This is a genomic window from Loktanella sp. R86503, assembly GCF_042466455.1.
Taxonomy (GTDB): domain Bacteria; phylum Pseudomonadota; class Alphaproteobacteria; order Rhodobacterales; family Rhodobacteraceae; genus Loktanella.
Genome location: NZ_JAXHCI010000002.1, coordinates 1,491,827 through 1,511,454, shown reverse-complemented (window position 1 = coordinate 1,511,454; position 19,628 = coordinate 1,491,827). Strand labels below are relative to the sequence as shown.

The 19,628-nt window shown below is 60.8% G+C and carries 21 protein-coding genes and 1 tRNA gene; 11 read left to right on the top strand and 11 right to left on the bottom strand.

All coding sequences use genetic code 11. The annotated features are described in order from the left end of the window. Positions 1 to 177: 177 nt before the first annotated feature. From mltG to fabD, 5 genes are all read right to left on the bottom strand, one after another. A complete protein-coding gene (mltG, locus tag SJY10_RS08260) occupies positions 178 to 1,335 on the bottom strand; it encodes an endolytic transglycosylase MltG (protein ID WP_386681394.1) in 1,158 nt (385 codons plus the stop codon). Continuing rightward, complete coding sequence (gene fabF / locus SJY10_RS08255; RefSeq protein ID WP_386684584.1) at positions 1,335 to 2,597, bottom strand: beta-ketoacyl-ACP synthase II; 1,263 nt, start codon at positions 2,595 to 2,597, stop codon at positions 1,335 to 1,337. The genes mltG and fabF overlap by 1 nt, the downstream gene beginning before the upstream one ends. A gap of 318 nt (positions 2,598 to 2,915) precedes the next feature. Further along, positions 2,916 to 3,149, bottom strand: coding sequence for an acyl carrier protein (locus SJY10_RS08250; protein WP_090187530.1), 234 nt, complete (start codon positions 3,147 to 3,149; stop codon positions 2,916 to 2,918). 156 nt (positions 3,150 to 3,305) lie between these two features. Then, entirely contained in the window at positions 3,306 to 4,043 is a 738-nt protein-coding gene (gene fabG / locus SJY10_RS08245) for a 3-oxoacyl-[acyl-carrier-protein] reductase (RefSeq protein ID WP_386681391.1), read from the bottom strand. After that, positions 4,043 to 4,987 (bottom strand): ACP S-malonyltransferase, encoded by a 945-nt coding sequence (fabD, locus tag SJY10_RS08240; RefSeq protein ID WP_386681388.1) that lies wholly within the window; start codon positions 4,985 to 4,987, stop codon positions 4,043 to 4,045. Before fabD ends, fabG begins: the two co-directional genes overlap by 1 nt. 137 nt (positions 4,988 to 5,124) lie before the next feature. Between fabD and SJY10_RS08235 the strand changes: the two genes are divergently transcribed. From SJY10_RS08235 to arsH, 5 genes are all read left to right on the top strand, one after another. Next, positions 5,125 to 6,321, top strand: a complete 1,197-nt coding sequence (locus SJY10_RS08235; RefSeq protein ID WP_386681385.1) for a cytochrome b/b6 domain-containing protein — start codon at positions 5,125 to 5,127, stop codon at positions 6,319 to 6,321. A 106-nt stretch (positions 6,322 to 6,427) separates the two neighbouring features. Continuing rightward, on the top strand, positions 6,428 to 6,760 hold the full coding sequence (locus tag SJY10_RS08230) for an ArsR/SmtB family transcription factor (protein WP_386681383.1): 333 nt from the start codon (positions 6,428 to 6,430) through the stop codon (positions 6,758 to 6,760). A 39-nt stretch (positions 6,761 to 6,799) separates the two neighbouring features. After that, complete coding sequence (gene arsB, locus SJY10_RS08225; RefSeq protein ID WP_386681381.1) at positions 6,800 to 7,867, top strand: ACR3 family arsenite efflux transporter; 1,068 nt, start codon at positions 6,800 to 6,802, stop codon at positions 7,865 to 7,867. After that, the gene (gene arsC / locus SJY10_RS08220; RefSeq protein WP_386681378.1) at positions 7,864 to 8,286 is read left to right on the top strand and encodes an arsenate reductase (glutaredoxin); all 423 of its coding nucleotides are present in this window, start codon (positions 7,864 to 7,866) and stop codon (positions 8,284 to 8,286) included. The genes arsB and arsC overlap by 4 nt, the downstream gene beginning before the upstream one ends. Further along, on the top strand, positions 8,279 to 8,989 hold the full coding sequence (gene arsH, locus SJY10_RS08215; RefSeq protein ID WP_386681375.1) for an arsenical resistance protein ArsH: 711 nt from the start codon (positions 8,279 to 8,281) through the stop codon (positions 8,987 to 8,989). Before arsC ends, arsH begins: the two co-directional genes overlap by 8 nt. Positions 8,990 to 9,089: 100 nt before the next feature. On the opposite strand, the gene SJY10_RS08210 is transcribed toward arsH, so the two are convergent. After that, positions 9,090 to 9,665 (bottom strand): YceI family protein, encoded by a 576-nt coding sequence (locus SJY10_RS08210; protein ID WP_386681372.1) that lies wholly within the window; start codon positions 9,663 to 9,665, stop codon positions 9,090 to 9,092. 157 nt (positions 9,666 to 9,822) lie between these two features. Further along, a complete protein-coding gene (locus SJY10_RS08205) occupies positions 9,823 to 10,404 on the bottom strand; it encodes a hypothetical protein (RefSeq protein WP_386681369.1) in 582 nt (193 codons plus the stop codon). Positions 10,405 to 10,713: 309 nt separating this feature from the next. Between SJY10_RS08205 and rpsF the strand changes: the two genes are divergently transcribed. The 5 genes from rpsF (at position 10,714) to SJY10_RS08180 (ending at position 15,212) form a co-directional block, all read left to right on the top strand. Beyond that, positions 10,714 to 11,067 (top strand): 30S ribosomal protein S6, encoded by a 354-nt coding sequence (rpsF, locus tag SJY10_RS08200; protein WP_090187504.1) that lies wholly within the window; start codon positions 10,714 to 10,716, stop codon positions 11,065 to 11,067. Positions 11,068 to 11,093: 26 nt separating this feature from the next. Next, positions 11,094 to 11,321: a 30S ribosomal protein S18 gene (rpsR, locus tag SJY10_RS08195; protein ID WP_386681366.1), complete on the top strand. Its 228-nt coding sequence runs from the start codon at positions 11,094 to 11,096 to the stop codon at positions 11,319 to 11,321. A gap of 12 nt (positions 11,322 to 11,333) precedes the next feature. Beyond that, positions 11,334 to 11,909 (top strand): 50S ribosomal protein L9, encoded by a 576-nt coding sequence (rplI, locus tag SJY10_RS08190; protein WP_386681363.1) that lies wholly within the window; start codon positions 11,334 to 11,336, stop codon positions 11,907 to 11,909. A 115-nt stretch (positions 11,910 to 12,024) separates the two neighbouring features. Then, positions 12,025 to 13,080: an SDR family oxidoreductase gene (locus SJY10_RS08185; RefSeq protein WP_386681360.1), complete on the top strand. Its 1,056-nt coding sequence runs from the start codon at positions 12,025 to 12,027 to the stop codon at positions 13,078 to 13,080. Between the two features lie 173 nt (positions 13,081 to 13,253). Then, positions 13,254 to 15,212 carry a bifunctional 2',3'-cyclic-nucleotide 2'-phosphodiesterase/3'-nucleotidase gene (locus SJY10_RS08180; RefSeq protein ID WP_386681358.1) on the top strand — a complete coding sequence of 653 codons (1,959 nt, stop codon included), beginning with the start codon at positions 13,254 to 13,256 and terminating at the stop codon, positions 15,210 to 15,212. 33 nt (positions 15,213 to 15,245) lie between these two features. Here SJY10_RS08180 and SJY10_RS08175 read toward each other — a convergent pair whose 3' ends face one another. The 3 genes from SJY10_RS08175 to SJY10_RS08165 form a co-directional block, all read right to left on the bottom strand. Further along, positions 15,246 to 15,737, bottom strand: coding sequence for a hypothetical protein (locus SJY10_RS08175; RefSeq protein WP_386681356.1), 492 nt, complete (start codon positions 15,735 to 15,737; stop codon positions 15,246 to 15,248). 149 nt (positions 15,738 to 15,886) lie between these two features. Then, on the bottom strand, positions 15,887 to 17,221 hold the full coding sequence (tig, locus tag SJY10_RS08170; RefSeq protein ID WP_386681354.1) for a trigger factor: 1,335 nt from the start codon (positions 17,219 to 17,221) through the stop codon (positions 15,887 to 15,889). Between the two features lie 25 nt (positions 17,222 to 17,246). After that, positions 17,247 to 17,330 (bottom strand) — tRNA-Leu (locus SJY10_RS08165). A gap of 173 nt (positions 17,331 to 17,503) precedes the next feature. Here SJY10_RS08165 and SJY10_RS08160 point away from each other — a divergent pair. After that, on the top strand, positions 17,504 to 17,971 hold the full coding sequence (locus SJY10_RS08160; RefSeq protein ID WP_386681352.1) for a Hint domain-containing protein: 468 nt from the start codon (positions 17,504 to 17,506) through the stop codon (positions 17,969 to 17,971). 57 nt (positions 17,972 to 18,028) lie between these two features. Here the strand turns inward: SJY10_RS08160 and SJY10_RS08155 are convergent, their stop codons facing one another. Further along, positions 18,029 to 19,546: an NAD(P)H-hydrate dehydratase gene (locus SJY10_RS08155; protein WP_386681350.1), complete on the bottom strand. Its 1,518-nt coding sequence runs from the start codon at positions 19,544 to 19,546 to the stop codon at positions 18,029 to 18,031. Between the last annotated feature and the right edge of the window lie 82 nt (positions 19,547 to 19,628).

Sequence of the window (19,628 nt, the reverse complement as noted above, 5' to 3'; positions counted from 1 at the left end):
CCGTGACGACAGAGTCCGTCCCCCGCCCCATTCAGACGGGAGGCAGGCGCAAAGGGATCGGTCTTCCAGCTCGCGCCCAGCCTGCGGCAAATTCCCTAAAAAAGGATGAGGCACAAAAAAGGGCTGCACGGTCCTGTTAAGAAACCGTGCAGCCCTGATGTTTGCCTGCGCTCTGACTTAGTTGCCTTCGGTCTGGCTTGCCTCGATCTTGCGCCAGGCAGCAACATTGCGGTTATGCTCGTCCAGCGTTACCGCAAAAGCATGCCCGCCCGTGCCATCCGCCACAAAGAACACATAGTCCGTGGTGTCGGGGTTCAACGCCGCCTCAATGCTGGCCTTGCCGGGGTTCGCAATCGGGGTCGGCGGCAGTGCGGGAATGACATAGGTATTCCAGGGCGTTGGCGCATCCAGCTCGCTGCGGCGCAATCCACGCCCCAGAATGCCTTCGCCCTTGGTGACGCCGTAAATCACCGCCGGGTCGGTCTGCAACCGCATGCCCCGTTCCAGCCGGTTGACGAAAACACTGGCCACCTGACGCCGCTCTGTCGGCACGCCGGTCTCTTTTTCGACCAAGGATGCCAGGATCAAAGCTTCTTCCGGCGTCTCGATCGGCAAACCTTCCGCCCGCGCAGCCCAGGCGTCAGCCAAAATCTGCTCCTGCGCAGCCTGCATCCGCGCAATAATCGCCGACCGGTCTGCGCCCGGTGTGAACTCGTAACTATCCGGCGCAAGACTGCCTTCTGCCGGCGTTTCGGCGATTTCGCCCTCCAGAATGTCCACCGCACGCAGCGCATTGGCAACCTGCCAGCTTGTCACGCCTTCGGCCACAGCAAGGCGATAACGCGTATCCGCCTCCTGCTTTACAGCTTCATACGCGGCCGGTGCGTCATCGACAGCCGGATCGAACTCTGCCACTTCGGTGTAATTGCTTGTCGCCGGATCCAGCTCGCGCACCTGCACGATATCCCGCCGCACGCCGACCCGGTACACCACCTCGGTGCCGCAGGTGCTCTGCCCGCTGCTGGTCACCAGATCCACAATCTCGGCCATCGACGCGCCTTCGGGCACCAGAAAGCTACCCGCCTTCAGACTGCCAGAGCGATCAGTGTAATCAGCCCCCATCCGGAAAACCGCACCAGAGCTGACAGCCCCCTGATCTTCCAGCTGCGCGCTGACCATCCGCATGTTCGACCCCGGCGCGACTTGCAGGCAAATGCCCTGCGCCAAAGGCCCCGCAGCCTTATAAGACTGCGTGCCCCAGACGATCACGCCGGCCCCAAGGAACAGCGCCACGATCAGAAAGGTAATGCCGTTCGCCGCAATATGTCGCCACATTAGCGGACTTTCCCCAGCACCAGCGTCGCATTCGTGCCGCCAAAGCCAAAGGAGTTCGACAGCACAACGTCGATGTTCCGCTCGACCTTGCCGTTTGCACATAGATCCACAGTGGTCTCGCAGTCCAGATCCTCAAGGTTGATCGTCGGCGGCGCAACCTGATCGCGGATCGCCAAAACGCCAAAGATCGCCTCGATCGCGCCGGCAGCACCCAGCAGGTGACCGGTCATCGACTTGGTCGACGACATTGTCAACTTTGCCGCAGCTTCAGGCCCGACCAGCCGCTCGACCGCGCCCAGCTCGATGGTGTCGGCCATTGTGGACGTGCCATGCGCGTTTACATAGTCGATCTGGCTTGGCTCGATGCCCGCATTGCGGCAGGCCGCCCGCATCGCCCGCTCTGCACCTTCATGGTCAGGGGGCGGCGCAGTGATGTGATGCGCATCGCCGGACAAGCCATAACCCAGCACTTCGGCATAGATCTTTGCGCCGCGCGCCTTGGCATGCTCGTATTCTTCCAGCACGACAATACCGGCACCTTCGCCCATGACAAACCCGTCGCGGGATTTATCCCAGGGCCGGCTCGCCTTGGCCGGCTCGTCGGTGTATTTCGTCGACAGCGCCTTGCAGGCGTTGAAACCCGCAATACCGATCTTGCAAATTGCCGCTTCAGCGCCGCCTGCAATCATCACGTCCGCATCGCCATGCTGGATCAGACGGCTCGCGTCGCCAATCGCATGCGATCCGGTGGAACAGGCCGTCACAACCGAATGGTTCGGCCCGCGGAATCCGTAACGGATACTGACCTGACCCGAAATTAAGTTGATCAACGCGCCGGGAACAAAGAACGGCGACACGCGGCGCGGGCCCTTCTCTTCCATCATCACAGCCGTATTGGCGATAGAGTTCAAACCACCAATACCGGACCCGATCAAAACACCGGTCCGGTCCAGATCTTCACGCTCTGTCGGCATCCAGCCGCTGTCTTCCACAGCCTGCTGCGCTGCAGCCATGCCGAACAGAATAAAGGTATCAACCTTCCGCTGCTCTTTAGGCTCCATATACTTGTCACCGTTAAAGGTGCCGTTCGTTCCGTCACCCAGCGGCACTTCGCAGGCATAGTTGGTCGTCAACCCTTCGGTATCGAATCCCTTGATCGTTCCGGCCCCGGATTGACCCTGCAGAATACGCGACCAGCTTTCCTCGACTCCATCCGCCAGCGGCGTGACAAGTCCCAGTCCTGTTATAACGACGCGGCGCATCATTGATCCCCTCAACACATAATTGTGGCCCTGATACCGCGACAGAGCGCAAATGGGCAAGAGCCGAGCCTCATTCCTGCGTGATCCGCCCAAAGCCTGCTGATCCCATTTTCTGCGCCGCAGTCACGCCCCCCTTCTTCTGGTCAAAAATATCTTGGGGGTTTGGGGGCAAAGCCCCCAATGGATCGGGCCGGCGCAGCCGGTCCGATCCCCGACAGAACACAACACCAATGCACAAAACAAAACGGCCCCCGCTTTACGCAGGGGCCGTTTTCAATAAACTCCACCACCCCGTAGGCCAGTGGCAAAGGGATACGCTTACTGCGCGCCCTTGATGAACTTCACGGCATCGCCGAAGGTCTGGATCGTCTCGGCGGCGTCGTCGGGGATTTCGATCCCGAACTCTTCCTCGAAGGCCATGACCAGCTCGACGGTGTCAAGGCTGTCAGCGCCCAGGTCGTCGATGAACGACGCGCTCTCGACAACTTTGTCCTCTTCAACACCAAGGTGCTCCACAACGATTTTGCGTACGCGGTCTTCGACTTCGCTCATGAACAATTCCTCACGTTCCAGATGGGCCGTCACCAATTCTAGGTTGATGCCCGGTTGTTGAACTGGCCGCCGAAGGGGCCCGTCCGTTGCTGCGTGGCCTATAGCAGAGATTTGAGTGCGCGCAAACGCTTTCCCGCCCCCTGCAAGGGCCTTGCATCAAAGCATGGCCATTCCGCCATTCACATGCAAGGTCGCACCGGTGACATAGGCCGCTTCCTTGCTGGAAAGATAAAGCACAGCAGCCGCGATCTCTTCGGCATTGCCCATGCGGCCCGCTGGGATCTGCCCCAGAATCGCGCCCTTTTGGTCGTCGTTCAGCTTGTCCGTCATCGCCGTGGCGATGAAACCGGGGGCGACGCAATTCACGGTGATACCGCGGCTTGCGACCTCATAGGCAATCGACTTGCTCATGCCGACCATACCCGCCTTGGACGCAGCATAGTTGGCCTGACCGGGGTTGCCCGTTGCGCCAACGACCGAAGAGATGTTGATGATCCGGCCCCAACGCGCCTTCATCATGCCCCGGATTGCACCCTTGCACAGGCGCATAGTGCTGGTCAGGTTCACATCAAGCACGCTGGACCATTCATCATCCGACATGCGCATGAACAGGTTATCGCGGGTGATGCCTGCGTTGTTCACCAGAATATCCAGGGACCCCATCGCCTCGATCGCCTGCTTGGGCAGGGTTGTGACAGCCTCTGCATCGCTCAGGTTGCAGGGCAGCACATGCACACGGTCGCCCAGCTGCGCTGCCAAGGCCTCCAGCGGCTCTACCCGCGTGCCGGACAGACCAACCGTGGCCCCCGCATTATGCAGCGCCGTCGCAATCGCGCCGCCAATGCCGCCGGATGCGCCTGTGACCAGCGCCGTTTTACCTGTCAGATCAAACATTATGCTTCTCCTTTGATGGCGGCGGCGACAGCCACGGCCTCTGCGGCAGTGCCGACATTCGCCGTGCCCGCCTCTTTTGCAATGCGCCGGATCATGCCCGACAGGGCCTTACCGGCCCCAATTTCAATAAATGACGTGACGCCCTGCGCCGCCATCCACTCGACCGACGACGCCCAGCGCACTCGGCCCGCGACTTGGCTGACCAGCTGCGCGCGGATCGTATCCGGGTCCGTCACGGGCAGCGCGGTCACGTTGGCGACCAATGGCACTGCTGGTGCCTGCATCGGCGTGTCATGCAGCGCTCCGCGCATCACATCCGCCGCAGGCTGCATCAAGGCGCAGTGGAACGGCGCAGACACCGGCAGCATCAACGCCCGCTTTGCGCCCGCCGCCTTCGCCAGCAGCGCCGCCCGCTCGACCGCCGCCACATGGCCAGAAATCACGTTCTGCGCCGGATCGTTTTCATTCGCCAATTGGCAAACCTCGCCCTGCGCCGCATCCTCTGCAATCTGCGCCACTGTCGCCGCATCTAGGCCAAGGATCGCCGCCATCGCGCCCACGCCCTGCGGCACCGCCTGCTGCATCGCATCACCGCGCACCCGAAGCAGCCGCGCACAATCCGCGATCCCCAGCGCACCAGCGGCGGCCAAGGCACTATATTCCCCCAGCGAATGGCCCGCGACGAAATCCGCATCCGTGATCGCGATGCCTTCCGCCTCTAGCGCGCGCATCGCGGCCATCGATGCCGCCATCAGCGCAGGCTGCGCGTTGCGGGTCAGCGTCAGCGTTTCCAGATTGCCGTCAAAGATCAGCGCCGACAGCGCCTCGCCCAGCGCGTCATCGACTTCTTCGAACACAGCGCGCGCCGCTGGATAGGCGTTTGCCAGATCCTGTCCCATACCGATGGCCTGTGCGCCTTGCCCTGGAAATACGAATGCCCGCATGGATTTGCCTCTTTTGCTGCGTGTCGGGCATGGGTCTAGCCTGCACCGCGCCGCCGCACAATGCCCCTGCGTCATCGCAAATTGTGCCGCAGCGCAGCGCAGGCTATCGTTGGGGCAACTTCGCAAAAGGACGCGCCATGACCCATCCGACCGCCGCCGGCCCGGCGACCTACGGCACCGTAACCAAAGTGCTGCACTGGCTGACCGCCGCCCTGATCCTGACCATCATCCCGCTGGGGATCATCGCGTCCGACATGGCCTATGATACGAACGAGGCGCTGGCCCAAAAGGCGCAGCTGTTCACGATCCACAAAACCCTTGGCGTCGCCGTCTTCTTTGTCGCCCTTGCCCGTATTGTCTGGGCACTTGGCCACCCCAAGCCCGCGCCCCTGCATCCCGAACGCCGGGCAGAGACGCTGCTGGCAGAGGTGATCCACTGGCTGCTTTACGCCGCCCTCGTCATCACCCCCCTGACCGGCTGGATCAGCCATGCTGCCACCACCGGTTTCGCGCCAATCTGGTGGCCCTTTGGCCAATCCCTACCGTTCGTGGCAAAATCAGAATCGACCGCGCATCTGTTCGACAGCCTGCACTGGGTTTTTGGCAAGGTGATGATCGGCGCCCTGCTGCTGCATATTGCCGGCGCGCTAAAGCATCACATCATTGACCGCGACGCCACGATCCGCCGGATGTGGTTTGGCAAAACCGTTGCCCCTGATGCTGGATACCACCGCACCCCAATCGCCGCACCCCTGCTGGCCGCTGCGATTGTCGCCATCGGCGTGGTCACCGGTTTTGCCCTGAACGGCGCACCGGGTGACGCCCGGCAAACCGCCGCTCTTGGCGATGTTGCCTCTGACTGGACTGTTCAGGAAGGGACCCTTGCCATCACCGTCACGCAGTTTGGCAGCCCTGTGCAAGGTAGCTTTGCTGACTGGACCGCCGCCATCACCTTTGATCCCGATGCGGACACTGACGCAGGTCAGGTGGATGTCACCATCGCCATTGGCTCTCTCACCCTCGGTTCGGTTACCGATCAGGCCATGGGCGCGGACTTTTTTAATGCCGAATCCTTTCCCACCGCCACATTCACCGCGCCCATCACCAAAACGGCAGAGGGTTATGTCGCGGACGGCACCCTGACGCTGAAAGGAACCGCCGCCCCCGTCACCCTGCCCTTTAACCTGACGCTGGATGGCAACACCGCCACTATGCAGGGCAGCACCACGCTGAACCGCCAGACCTACGCCATCGGCGACAGCATGAATGACGAAACGAACCTTGGCTTCGACGTCACCGTCGACATTGCCTTGACGGCCACAAAGGCGGAATAATCCCGCCCCTTAAATCCTGCCGCAGCCAGGCTGCGGCGGGCACCCCCCTGACGCGACGCCAATAAAACGCTTGACGGGCAGCAAACATATCCATAATTCATGATATATGGATAAACAAGATGCCCTCGACGCTTTCGCAGCACTCAGCCAGGCCACCCGCCTTGATGTCTTTCGCCTTCTGATCAAGGCAGGCGACGCGGGCATGTCTGCCGGCGACATCAGCGACACCCTGAACGTGCGGCAAAACACGATGTCCGCCAACCTTTCCATCCTGACACGCGCCGGCCTGATCCGCAGCACCCGCGAAGGGCGCAGTATCCGCTATTTCGCCGATATGGACGGAATGCGCGGCCTGCTCGCCTTTTTGATGGAGGATTGCTGCGGCGGTCGTCCCGACCTGTGCCAACCCGTCATCAATGAAATCGCCTGCGCCTGCTAGGCCCGAGCGGTGCAACCTTGCACAACAGAAAGCCTAACCATGACTGACACACCGCTTCCCGCCGCCGCTGGCCTTGGCACCTTTGAACGCTGGCTCTCTGTCTGGGTTGCGCTAGCGATCGCGGCCGGGCTTTTGCTGGGCAATCTGTTTCCCGGTGCCTTTGCCGCCCTTGCGGCGCTGGAAATTGCATCCGTAAACCTGCCTGTCGCCGTGCTGATCTGGGCGATGGTCTATCCGATGATGGTCGGCGTCGATTTCGGCGCACTGCGCAACGTCGGCGACAAGCCCAAGGGTCTGGTCGTCACGCTGGTGGTCAACTGGCTGATCAAGCCCTTCACCATGGCCGCGCTGGGCGTTCTGTTCTTCAACTACGTCTTTGCCGGACTGATTCCGCCGGACGACGCGCAGGCCTATCTGGCCGGCGTCATCCTGCTGGGCGCCGCCCCCTGCACGGCGATGGTCTTTGTCTGGTCGAACCTGACCCGCGGCGATGCCACCTATACGCTGGTGCAGGTCAGTGTGAACGATGTGGTCATGATCTTTGCCTTCGCCCCCATCGTCGCCTTTTTGCTGGGTGCCACCAACATCACCGTGCCGTGGGACACCCTGATGCTCTCTGTCGGGCTATACGTCATGCTTCCCCTGCTGGCCGGATACCTGACGCGCCAACGCCTGATCGCAAACGGGGGCGAAGCGGCTGTCGATGCCTTCAAATCCCGGGTGCAGCCATTTTCGATCATCGGCCTGCTGGTCACTGTCGTGCTGCTGTTCGCCTTTCAAGGAGAGGTGATCTTTGACCGCCCCGTCGTTATCGCCCTGATCGCGGTGCCCCTATTGATCCAGTCCTACGGCATCTTTTTCATCGCCTACGGCGCGGCCCGCGCCTGGGGCATCCCGTTCAACGTCGCCGCCCCCTGCGCCCTGATCGGCACGTCCAACTTCTTTGAACTGGCCGTCGCCGTCGCGATCAGCCTCTTCGGCCTTGGTTCTGGCGCTGCGCTGGCCACCGTCGTCGGCGTACTGGTCGAGGTGCCGGTGATGCTGTCACTCGTCGCATTCGCAAACAGAACCCAACACTGGTTCCCAACAGATAAAGGTGCCGCATGACCATCGTCATTCATCACAACCCCGATTGCGGCACGTCGCGCAACGTGCTGGCCATCATCACCGCATCGGGTGAAACGCCGACGGTGATTCCCTACCTTGATACCGGCTGGACCCGCCCGCAACTGCTGGCGCTGTTTGCGGCAGCGGGCCTGACACCGCGCACCGCGCTGCGCACGTCCAAATCGCCCGCCGCCGAACTGGGCCTGCTGGACCCTGCCGTCAGTGACGACGCCCTGCTGGATGCGATGATCCAGCATCCTGTGCTGGTGAACCGCCCCATCGTCTGCTCTCCCAAAGGCGTGCGCCTGTGCCGCCCAAGCGAAGCTGTGCTGGACCTGCTTGACCGCCTGCCCCCCGGCCCGATGAACAAAGAGGACGGCACCCCCCTGATTGACGTCGAAGGAAACCGCCTTGACTGACACACCTAACCTCGACGCGGCCCACTTCCAGACCGTCGCCCCCGATCACCTGACCGCACCGGCACCAAACGCGCAAGGCCCGCGCATCCTGCTGCTTTACGGCTCGCTGCGCGAGCGGTCCTTCAGCCGCCTTGTGACCGAAGAGGCGGCGCGCATCCTGACCCGGATGGGCGCAGAAACACGCACCTTTTCCCCCTCGGGCCTGCCGCTGCCGGACGATGCAGACGCCAGCCATCCCAAAGTTCAGGAACTGCGCGATCTGGTGACTTGGTCCGAAGGCATGGTCTGGTGTTCCCCCGAACGCCACGGCGCAATGACCGGCATCATGAAAACGCAAATCGACTGGATTCCCCTTTCCCTTGGCGGCGTGCGCCCCACGCAGGGCAAAACGCTGGCCGTCATGCAGGTCAGCGGCGGCAGCCAAAGCTTCAACACCGTCAACCAGCTGCGCATCCTTGGCCGCTGGATGCGCCTTCTGACGATTCCCAACCAATCCTCCACACCAAAGGCATTTCTGGAATTCGACGATGCGGACCGCATGAAGCCCTCGCCGTTCTATGACCGAATCGTCGACGTGATGGAGGAGCTGATGAAATTCACACTCCTGACCCGCGGCAATCAAGACTACCTGCTTGACCGCTACAGTGAACGCAAGGAAAGCGCGGCAGAGCTGTCAAAGCGCGTCAATCAAAAGGCGATCTGATCGCCCCCTAAAATGCAAAAATGCGAGGGCGGTTTTCCCGCCCCCGCATCCTTTATCCTAGCCAAGCCGCAGCACAGCGCGCCGCAGGCATCGCCCTGGCTTATTCAGCCTTCATCGCCTCGATCGAAATTTTCACGTTCACTTCATCGCTGACGAAGGGCGCGAACTGGCCAACGTTGTAGTCGGAACGCAGCAGCGTCGTGGTCGCGTCAAAGCCAGCCCAAGGCTTGCCTTCCATCGGGTGATCGGCGGCCTGATTCAGCTTGGCATCCAGAACAACCGACTTGGTTACGTCGTTCAGCGTCAGATCGCCGGTGATCAACGCGGTGTTGTCGCCGGTCACTTCGATGGCGGTGGACTTGAACGTCACCATCTCGTCTTCGCCTGCGCCAAAAAAGTCATCGGACATGAAATGCTCGAAACGGCCTTCCCAGCCGGTCATCATGCTGCGCACGGGGAACGCGACTTCGACGGACGAATTGGCCGGATCTTCCTGATCGAACTGTATCGTGCCTTCAAAGCCCGAAAACATGCCCATCCCGGTGGAAAAACCAAGGTGGTTGTAATCGAACACGATCTGGCTGTGGCTTGGGTCCAGCGTATAAGCCTCTGGCGCTGCGAATGCGGGTGCGGCCAGCAGGGTCAGGGCGGCGGCGGACGTCGTCAGGATCTTCATGGTCTGGTCTCTCCGGTGGTTGTTGAACTTGCACCAACAGATGACGCCGCCAATGCCGCAGGGCAATCCAGCAAGAATGAACAGATTGTGTTCGGCAATGCCCCGCCGCGTGTCACACCGGCCAGAAACGGCCGCGCGACTGCGCGGCCATGACCACTTAAACCGCCTCGCGTTTTACGATCAGATCGCGACCCATCCGGTCACGCAGCCGCGCCAGATCCGCCTCTGACCCCGATGCAACCGCCAGTGTCCGCGCCGTGTTGCGATAGCGAAGCATCAGTGTCGCCGGTCCCGCAGCAGGCCGCTGGATAAAGACGCTGCCCACGCAGTCGAACCCGTAGCGGGAAATTACGGACAGCCCGCCCGTCCGGTTTCTGACGACCTCGCGCACTTCGCCGGCCATCGCATCCACCTCGATATTGATCATGGTGCCCCGGCTTGCGAACCACATCAGCGACGTTCCCAACGCCATCAGCAACAAGATTGCCGGAACCATGAACATGAAATCCGTCGACCGGCTCATGAACATCAGCGCAACAGAACCTGCAATCAGCGCAGCCCCGCCCAGCATTGCAGCCGCCTGCATCGCCACCAGCCGAAGCGGCGGCGCGCCCTCTGGTATGATGCGGTATCCCCAATAGGCCTCTTGTATAGAAAAGCCCGTCACAACCAGATCTGCCTGTTTAAGGCGGCGCTGCTCGATTGTTACGGCGCGGCTGGTATCTGGCATGTCCGTCATGATTGGACCTTTTCTTTGCTGATGATTGACGTCGTTTGAAAAGGCCCTGACTTCGCGGCAAAAACATGGCATCGTTAAGGTCATGTTAGGAATTAGACTTTTGTTAGTCTGACTGCCCTAATGGTTAACGCATCCTGCCCCGATGCAATCGCACCCACCGCGCAAGCCGCGGGTTGCGCCATCCCCCGCTTTGTGTATAAGCGGCCCACTTCCGCAATGGTTATTCACTGCGCAGTCTCTCGTGGTCGGGGTGCGGAAGGTATTGGTCCCGTCCTATGAAATGCGTCGAACAATATGAAAAGGAACGCCATGCCGCTTTATGAGCATGTGATGATTGCGCGTCAGGACTTGTCCAACACGCAAGCAGAAGCCCTGATCGAACACTTTGGCACAGTGCTGGCCGACAACGACGGCAAGCTGGTCGACAGTGAATACTGGGGCGTCAAGACGATGGCCTACAAGATCAACAAGAACCGCAAGGGCCACTACGCCTTTCTGCGCTCTGACGCGCCTGCGTCCGCTGTGCAGGAAATGGAACGCCTGATGCGCTTGCATGAAGACGTGATGCGCGTTCTGACCATCAAGGTCGACGCACACGCCGAACTGCCTTCCGTGCAGATGCAAAAGCGCGACGAACGCGACACCCGTCGCGAGCGCCGTTAATTCAGATCAGGAAAGGACCATAAATCATGGCAACGAAACCATTTTTCCGTCGTCGTAAGTCCGATCCGTTCGAGGGTGAAGACGCCCCCGCGATCGACTACAAAGACACCCGCACCCTGCAGCGCTACATCTCTGAGCGCGGCAAGATCGTCCCCGCCCGTATCACCGCCGTCGGCTCCAAGAACCAGCGCAAGCTCGCACAAGCGATCAAGCGCGCACGGTTCCTGGCCCTGCTGCCCTACGCCGTGAAGTAAGGAGCATACATCATGCAAATCATTCTTCTGGAACGTGTGGCCAAGCTTGGTCAAATGGGTGAAGTCGTGAACGTCAAGGACGGTTACGCCCGTAACTTCCTGCTGCCGCAAGGCAAAGGTCTGCGCGTGAACGCCGCAAACCTGGCCCGCTTCGAAGCTGAAAAAGCTGCCCTGGAAGCCCGCAACGCCGAAACGCGTGCGACTGCCCAGGCTGAAGCTGACAAGATCGACGGCGAATCCTTCGTCATCATCCGTTCCGCTTCCGACGCCGGCTCGCTTTACGGTTCCGTCACACCGCGTGACGTGGCTGATGCAGCTGCCGAAAACGGCTTCAAGATCGACCGCAACCAGGTCGTTCTGCAGGGTCCGATCAAGGATCTGGGCCTGCACGACGTCACACTGAACCTGCACCCCGAAGTCACGGCAACGGTCACACTGAACGTCGCCCGCTCCAAGGAAGAGGCAGAGCTTCAGGCCGCCGGCAAGTCCATTCAGGAACTCGCCGCTGAGGAAGAAGCAGCAGCTGAATTCGAAATTCAGGAACTGTTCGACGATCTGGGTTCTGCCGGGAACGACGACGAAGAGTAAGCACAACGCTTGCGAACACATCAGGCCGTCCCTGCGGGGGCGGCCTTTTGTATTTTAAACGCTCCGAATGAACCAAAGCGGCCGGTGCGGCATTGTCTGTCAAAGGAGACTGATCATGTCATCATCTAAAAATAAGGTCGCTATCGTCATTGGCGGCAGTGCAGGCGTCGGTCGCGCTGTTGTCGATGCCCTGCGCGGGCGCGGCTATGCGGTCGGAGTCATCGCCCGCGGGCGCATGCGGCTGGACGAACTCGAACAGATCGGCGTTGCTACATACGGGGCCGATGCCGGCGATACGGGCCAACTTGACGCCGCGGCGGATCATCTGGTGGACCGCCTTGGCCGACCGGATGTCTGGGTAAACTGCGCCATGGCAACCAGCTTTTCCGCGTTCAAAAACACCCCCGCCGAAGACTTCGACCGTATTATCCGCACGACGCTGATGGGTCAGGTCAACGGCACCCGCGCCGCCCTGCGCCATATGAGGGGCGGTAATATCGTCAATATCGGCTCTGGCCTGTCCTACCGGTCCGTGCCGCTGCAATCGGCCTATTGCGCCGCCAAACATGCCATCAACGGCTTCACCTCTTCCGTCCGCTCTGAATTGATCGCCGAAGGTTCGCCCATCGGCCTGTCCCTTGTGCAATTGCCAGCGATGAATACGCCGCAATTCGACTGGGCCCGCAGCCGCCTGTCGCGCCAACCGCAACCGGCCCCGCCGATCTATACCGCGCAGGTCGCTGCCGACGCTGTCATGCAAGCCATCGACACAAACGCCAGAGAGATCTTTGTCGGCAGTTCCGTACTGAAACTGGTCTTTGGCCAATTCCTGATGCCGAACTATCTGGACAGGCGGATGTCCAAAGACGGGATCAGCGGCCAGAAATCCGACCGCCCGGCCCCAGGTGTGGAAGCTGGCAATCTGTATGATCCTGTCGATTACCCCGCCAGCGCCGCCGGATCCTACAGCGACCGCGCGTCGGATCATGGCGTGATCGTTGATGCAGACCGCGCCCGCAAGGCGGCCTTTATCGGCGTCCCGCTTTTGGCGCTGGCCGCTGGTGCGCTGTTTGGCCAACTGGGCCGACAATCCCGCGCCCGCCGCATTGCAGCCGATCGCACGGCCCGCATCCCGCGCAGCTTTGGCGGGGATGACTATCCGCGCCACTAAAGAATAGCCGCCCGCCGCATCGGTCGCAGGCGACGGGTGGCACATATTTGACCAATCGATCAGAAAACCGCCAAACTGGCGCAGTAAACCGCCGGTTTGTCACCCTTTGTCGTGACAACGTCATCCATCGCTTTCAAACTGAAGCTAGTTTCTTCCAATGTGAAAGCGTCGTTATGTCATTCACCCTGTCCCGCCGGTCCTTCCTTGCCTCTACCGCTGGCTTTATCGCACTGCACCCGTTTTCAGCACGCGCGCAGGCCAATCAGGTCCACCTGCGTCTGATGGAAACCACCGACCTGCACGTGCATGTCTTTCCCTATGACTATTACGCGGACCAGCCTGTCGACACGGTCGGCCTAGCGCGAACAGCCTCTATCATCGAAAACACCCGCGCCGAATCGACAAACTCCCTTCTGCTCGACAACGGCGACTTCCTTCAGGGCAACCCGATGGGCGATTACATCGCTTACGAGCGCGGCATGAAAGAAGGCGACATGCACCCCGTGATCGCTGCGATGAATACGCTGGGCTTCGACGCATCCACCTTGGGCAACCACGAATTTAACTATGGCCTCGATTTCCTAACGAAATCTTTAGCTGGGGCAAATTATCCAGTGGTCAGCGCAAACGTTGTGAAAACCATGGGCGCGACCCCGCTGGACGATGACACGCTGATTGCGCCCTACGTCATCATTGACCGCGAACTGACAGACGGCGCTGGCGAAAAGCACCCTATCAAGATCGGCCTGATCGGCTTTGTGCCGCCGCAGATCATGAACTGGGACCGCCAGCATCTGGACGGTAAAGTGCAAACCCGCGATATCGTTGCCACCGCGCAGGCTTACGTGCCGCAGATGAAGGAACAAGGCGCGCAAATCATCATCGCCTTGTCCCACTCAGGCATCGGCGCGGCAACGGCAGAGGATGGCATGGAAAATGCCTCGATCCCGCTGGCAGGGGTTGATGGAATCGATGCGGTTATGACCGGCCATAGCCACCTGGTCTTCCCCTCCTCGTCCTATGACGGCTTTGACGGTGTCGACGTCGCCGCCGGCACGCTGATGGGCAAACCGGCAGTCATGGGCGGCTTCTGGGGCAGTCATATGGGCCTGATCGACCTGATGCTGGAACGCGACGGCAGCGATTGGAAAATCGTCAGCCACACATCCGAAGCGCGCCCGATTTCCCAGCGCAACGAAGATCGCAGCATTACCGCTTTGGTCGAAAGCGATCAAAAGGTGCTCGACGCCGTGCAGCAGGAACACGACGAAACGCTGGCCTATGTCCGCCGCGCCGTCGGCCAGACCGATGCGCCGCTTTACAGCTATTTTGCGCTGGTTGCGGATGACCCTTCTGTCCAGATCGTGTCCAACGCCCAGACTTGGTACATTAAGCAGATGATGCAAGGCACTGAAAACGAAGGGCTTCCGATCCTTTCCGCCGCTGCACCGTTCAAGGCTGGTGGCCGGCAAGGGCCGGAATATTACACCGACGTGCCAAAGGGTGATGTCGCGATCAAGAACGTCGCTGACCTTTACCTTTATCCCAACACCGTCCGCGCCGTGAAAATCACCGGTGCGCAGGTCAAGGATTGGCTGGAACGCAGCGCCGGCATGTTCAACCAGATCGAAGAAGGCGCGCAGGACGCGCCACTGCTGAACGCAGAGTTCCCCAGCTACAACTTCGACGTGATCGACGGCGTCACCTATCAAATCGACCTAAGCCAACCGTCCCGATTTGATCGTGACGGTGCCGTCGTCGCTGCGGATGCAAACCGCATCATTGACTTGAAGTTCAACGGCGAACCCATTGATCCAGATGCAGAATTTATCGTTGCCACTAACAACTACCGCGCCAGCGGCGGCGGCAGCTTTCCTGGCGCTGATGGTAGCACAATCGTCTTTGAAGGTCCCGATACCAACCGCGACGTGATCGTGCGCTACATCGTCGATCAGGGCACCATCAGCCCCAACGCTGATGCGAACTGGTCCTTCAAACCGATGCCCGGCACGACGGCGCTGTTCGAAACCGGCCCCAACGCGGCCCAATATGCCAGCGCAGTCGAAAGCGTTTCCATCGAACCCGCGGGCGACACGCCCGAAGGTTTCGCGCTTTATCGTATGGTTCTGTAAATCAAGCGGGCCATCCGCCCTGCGGGTGGCCCGCTACTGTCCGGCGTAGGTCTGCAAATTCAATCTGGCCCGGCATTGCCGGCCATCCGGCGTGCCCAACCAGACGGTGATTTCACCGCTGCCCGGCCGCCGCAAGATAAGGCGCGGCTGGCCAGCCCCCCGGCCATGATCGTCAAAATACCAGTGCCCGCCATCGGTCCGCACCAAAAGCGCCGTCGCGCAATCGCTTTCGGCACGGATTTCCATCGCAAGGCCGATCATCCCGCTTAAGTCCGCGCTAAACCCGGGCGCGTCGTTGAACTGCGCGGTAGGTATGTGCGGCAGGGCAATATGGGCGCAGCCATCCAACCCTGCTTTACCACCGGCAAAGACGCGGCGGCTTTGACCCAGCCGCAGCGCGGCCCCGTTGCTGCTGATCTGCCGCGCGGCCGCCATGTCGGGGTTCGGACAGGCAATCGCACTACCTGCAAACTGTGTTGCAGCAAGCACGACGCCAAGGACTGCAATGCGCCATAGGGACATCATCGGGCCTGATCTTATGGAATTGACGCGGCCAAGAGGCCACCGTTCCCCTAACTATGGGCCATTGCCCCTGCGGCAACAAGGGCAAACGAAAAATGGCACCCCAATCCGGGGTGCCATTCCAACAAGCCTTCGTGAAAGAAGGGCTATGTTCAGTCTTCGCTTTCCAGCGCCTCAACAGCGGTCTGCAGCTCTTCTTTGGTGACGGTCTTTTCAGCGACAGTCGCCTTTTCAAAGATGTGGTCAACGACCTTGTCTTCGAACATCGGGGCCTGCAGCTGCTGGCGGAACTGGGCGTTTTGCTGCACGAATTCAAAGAACTGACGTTCCTGACCCGGGTACTGACGTGCCTGGTTCATGATCGCTTGGGTCATTTCCTGATCGGTGACCTTCACCTCTGCCTTCTGACCGATATCGGCCAGCAGCAGACCCAGCTTCACCCGGCGCTGTGCAAGCGTCTTGTGCTCGTCCGTCGGGTTGATTTCTGGGTGATCGTGGCCCTGAACATCAGGGTTTTCCTCGTGCCACAGCTGGTGCGCGATCTGGTTTGCCTCAGCTTCGACCAGCGACTCCGGCAGATCGAAAGACACCAGCGTGTCCAGCTCGTCCAGCAACTTGCGCTTGGCGATAGCACGGGATGCACCGTTGTATTCAGCTTCCAGACGCTCACGGATCTGGCCCTTTAGGGCGTCCAGATCTTCTGCGCCGAACTTCTTGGCCAGCTCGTCGTCGATTGCGGGCGCATTAGCCGCGCGCACTTCCTTGACGGTCACGTCAAAGACGGCCTCTTTACCGGCCAGATGGGCAGCCTGATATTCGGCGGGGAAGCTGACCGTAACGGCCTTTTCTTTGCCAGCCTTGGTGCCGACCAGCTGATCTTCGAACCCGGGGATAAAGCTGTTGGAGCCCAGAACCAGCGGATAATCGTCGCCAGCGCCACCTTCAAAGGCTTCGCCGTCGATCTTGCCGACGAAGTCGATCACGACCTGATCTTTGTCTTCTGCCGCGCCGTCCTTGGCCTCATAGGCCACAGCCTGCGGGCTTTCGGCCAGATTGTTCAGCGCCTCTTCGACAGCCGAATCGTCTGCCTTGACGACCATACGCTCCAGCTTAACCTTGCTCAGGTCGGTTTCCGGCACGTCAGGCAGCTTTTCATAGGACACGTTGACGACAACATCGTCGCCCTCTTTCCAGTCCTCATTGGCCATCTTCATCTCTGGCTGGGCCGCGGGGCGGTCGCCGGATGTGGTCAGGTGGTCGTTCATCGCACCGTCGATGGCTTCCTGCATGGCTTCGCCGATCAGGCGCGGGCCGAACTGCTTGCGCATCATGGCCATCGGGACCTTGCCCTTGCGGAAACCCTTCATCTCGACTTCGGGCTGCGCTTCTTTCAGCTTGCCGACCACTTTGTCGTCAAGTTCAGCTGCCGTCACCGTGATGGTGTATCCGCGCTTGAGGCCTTCGTTCTGGGTCTCTTTGACCTGCATGGGTTTTCCTTCTGTCTATAAATCTTGGTGCGGGTGAGAGGACTCGAACCTCCACGCCTTGCGGCGCCAGAACCTAAATCTGGTGCGTCTACCATTCCGCCACACCCGCATTAAAACAGGGGCGAATGCCATTCACCCCCGGCTTTGCGCGGTGTCTATCAAAGGTCACACAGGGATGCGAGTGCAAATCGTCATCGTAAAAAAGGTGGAAGTCTGCCCTTTTTGCGCCGTAATTCTCGTCAACACATTGAGGCAGACATTAGCAAGAGCGGGAAATACGCCATGCAGACCGGGACAATGACTCGCGATACACTCGCCAAATCAGCCGTTACACTGACGTCGGGTGTATGCGCCGATACCACCATCCTCACCTTAAACGGAGAGATGCGGGTCGACGACCTGACGCCCGGCACCCGGATCATTACCCGCGACAGCGGCACTGCGGTTCTGCGATCGATCACCGCCGAAACCCTGCGCGTTGCGCCAATCCGCATCAAGGCCGGCAGCCTTGGCCATACCCGCCCCGACCGCGACATGCTTGTCGCCCCCGGCACCCAGATCCATATCCGCGATTGGCGCGCAGAGGCGCTGTTCGGCAGCCCCGCCGCCATGATCGAGGCGCAGCGCCTTGTCGACGGCGAGTTCCTTGCGGTGCAGGACGCCTGCGAGATGACAGTCTACACCCTGACATTCGATCGCCAGCACATTGTCTATGCTGACGGTATCGAAATGGGCACCGCCGCTGTCTGAACTCTTCAGGTGATGCATGAACTTCAAAGGTCAAAGCCCTGGCAGCTTTGGCCTTTTTTATTTCTGTAATTTACGTAGGACGCCAGGCAGCGCCTCTGGCAAGTCTTCTGCGATAAGCCCCGGCCCGAACGCGCGGGCGCATGCGACATGTAGCCAGGCCCCGACCTCGGCCGCCTGCATTGGTGCGAATCCCCGCGCCATCAGCCCGGTCATGAACCCCGCCAGCACATCACCAGCCCCTGCTGTCGCCAGCCACGGCGCGCTGCGGTCATAAACCGCTGCGTTGACGCGACAAGCTCCTGACGGGTCGGCGATCACTGTATCGGGGCCTTTGAACAGCACCGTGCACCCCGCTCGCTGCGCAGCCGCGCGCACGGCGTCAACCTTGGAATAGGCCGGACCGGTCAACGCAGGCGCATCCAGCTTTTCAGCAATATCGGGAAACAGCCGCGCAAATTCGCCGCCATGCGGCGTCAGCACACAGGTGTCATGGATCAGTGCAAACAGATCCGCACCTTGCGACAGCAGCGTCAGCGCATCTGCATCCAGCACCAGCCCGCTCCCCGCCATCAAAGCCGCACGCACCAAATCCGCCTCGCGCGCGCCCGTCCCCAGCCCCGGCCCCAGACACAGCGCATTGATTCGCTTGTCCGTCAGCACCGCGTTCAGCGCATCCGCATCCGGCACCCGGCGCAACATCACCGCATCCAGCTGCGCTGCATTCTCGATCAGTGCAGCTGGCGGACACCCGACAGTCACCGCGCCCGCGCCAATCCGCAAAGCCCCCCGCGCCGCCATCCGCGCCGCGCCGCCCTTGCCGACGCCGCCCGACAGAATCAGGGCATGGCCGTAATCGTATTTGTGTCCGCCCCCCTTCATAAGGTGGCCAGCCAGCCCCTGCGCCGTGACCAGATGACAAACATCTGCCCCCGCGGGTTCCGTCAAACCGATATCCGAAACAACCAGTTGCCCGCACATCGCCGGCCCCGCACCCAGCATGTGACCGCGCTTGGCACGGTGAAACGTCACTGTCAGATCGGCCGGCACGCAGGCACCATCGCCCTGCCCCAAAACCCGCCCGCTATCGGCGCAAAGTCCGCTTGGGACATCGACCGCAACGCGCAGCGCACCGGTAGGGACAGGCAGAACCATGTCCAACGGCCGCGACAGACCCGTGCCGAACAGCGCATCGACGCAAAGCGCCGCCGCACCCACATGCTCACCCTCTGAAAGCGGTCGGACAGACCCAAGTGCCTGCCACCGCTCGTAATTTGTGCGCGCATCCGGCGGTAGCTGCTTCGCGCTTCCGTGCAAAAACACATCAACCGCCCAGCCGGCCCCCTGCAGCAGCCTAGCCACAACAAAGCCGTCACCGCCATTATTTCCCGGCCCGCACAGCACAACGGCGCGCCGCGCGACGTCAGGGCGGCCTGCAAACGCTGGCCACTGCGCGAAAACCGCGTCCACAACGCCCTGCCCGGCCCGCTCCATCAGCTCCAGCCCCGTCACAGCGCCAGACTCAATCGCGCGACGCTCAACGGCGCGCATTTGGGCAGCAGTCAGCAGTTCGGTCACAGTTTGATCACCTCAAGTTTTCAAAACGCACAAAAAAGCATCAAGCCGCACATTCCTGCATCGCGCAGCCTAATTTGTGCCG

Excerpts from the sequence above, each read along its gene's own strand:
- mltG (WP_386681394.1), bottom strand. The coding sequence starts at position 1,335 with ATGTGGCGACATATTGCGGCGAACGGCATTACCTTTCTGATCGTGGCG.
- fabF (WP_386684584.1), bottom strand. The coding sequence starts at position 2,597 with ATGCGCCGCGTCGTTATAACAGGACTGGGACTTGTCACGCCGCTGGCG.
- SJY10_RS08250 (WP_090187530.1), bottom strand. The coding sequence starts at position 3,149 with ATGAGCGAAGTCGAAGACCGCGTACGCAAAATCGTTGTGGAGCACCTT.
- fabG (WP_386681391.1), bottom strand. The coding sequence starts at position 4,043 with ATGTTTGATCTGACAGGTAAAACGGCGCTGGTCACAGGCGCATCCGGC.
- fabD (WP_386681388.1), bottom strand. The coding sequence starts at position 4,987 with ATGCGGGCATTCGTATTTCCAGGGCAAGGCGCACAGGCCATCGGTATG.
- SJY10_RS08235 (WP_386681385.1), top strand. The coding sequence starts at position 5,125 with ATGACCCATCCGACCGCCGCCGGCCCGGCGACCTACGGCACCGTAACC.
- SJY10_RS08230 (WP_386681383.1), top strand. The coding sequence starts at position 6,428 with ATGGATAAACAAGATGCCCTCGACGCTTTCGCAGCACTCAGCCAGGCC.
- arsB (WP_386681381.1), top strand. The coding sequence starts at position 6,800 with ATGACTGACACACCGCTTCCCGCCGCCGCTGGCCTTGGCACCTTTGAA.
- arsC (WP_386681378.1), top strand. The coding sequence starts at position 7,864 with ATGACCATCGTCATTCATCACAACCCCGATTGCGGCACGTCGCGCAAC.
- SJY10_RS08210 (WP_386681372.1), bottom strand. The coding sequence starts at position 9,665 with ATGAAGATCCTGACGACGTCCGCCGCCGCCCTGACCCTGCTGGCCGCA.
- SJY10_RS08205 (WP_386681369.1), bottom strand. The coding sequence starts at position 10,404 with ATGACGGACATGCCAGATACCAGCCGCGCCGTAACAATCGAGCAGCGC.
- rpsF (WP_090187504.1), top strand. The coding sequence starts at position 10,714 with ATGCCGCTTTATGAGCATGTGATGATTGCGCGTCAGGACTTGTCCAAC.
- rpsR (WP_386681366.1), top strand. The coding sequence starts at position 11,094 with ATGGCAACGAAACCATTTTTCCGTCGTCGTAAGTCCGATCCGTTCGAG.
- rplI (WP_386681363.1), top strand. The coding sequence starts at position 11,334 with ATGCAAATCATTCTTCTGGAACGTGTGGCCAAGCTTGGTCAAATGGGT.
- SJY10_RS08185 (WP_386681360.1), top strand. The coding sequence starts at position 12,025 with ATGTCATCATCTAAAAATAAGGTCGCTATCGTCATTGGCGGCAGTGCA.
- SJY10_RS08180 (WP_386681358.1), top strand. The coding sequence starts at position 13,254 with ATGTCATTCACCCTGTCCCGCCGGTCCTTCCTTGCCTCTACCGCTGGC.
- SJY10_RS08175 (WP_386681356.1), bottom strand. The coding sequence starts at position 15,737 with ATGATGTCCCTATGGCGCATTGCAGTCCTTGGCGTCGTGCTTGCTGCA.
- tig (WP_386681354.1), bottom strand. The coding sequence starts at position 17,221 with ATGCAGGTCAAAGAGACCCAGAACGAAGGCCTCAAGCGCGGATACACC.
- SJY10_RS08160 (WP_386681352.1), top strand. The coding sequence starts at position 17,504 with ATGCAGACCGGGACAATGACTCGCGATACACTCGCCAAATCAGCCGTT.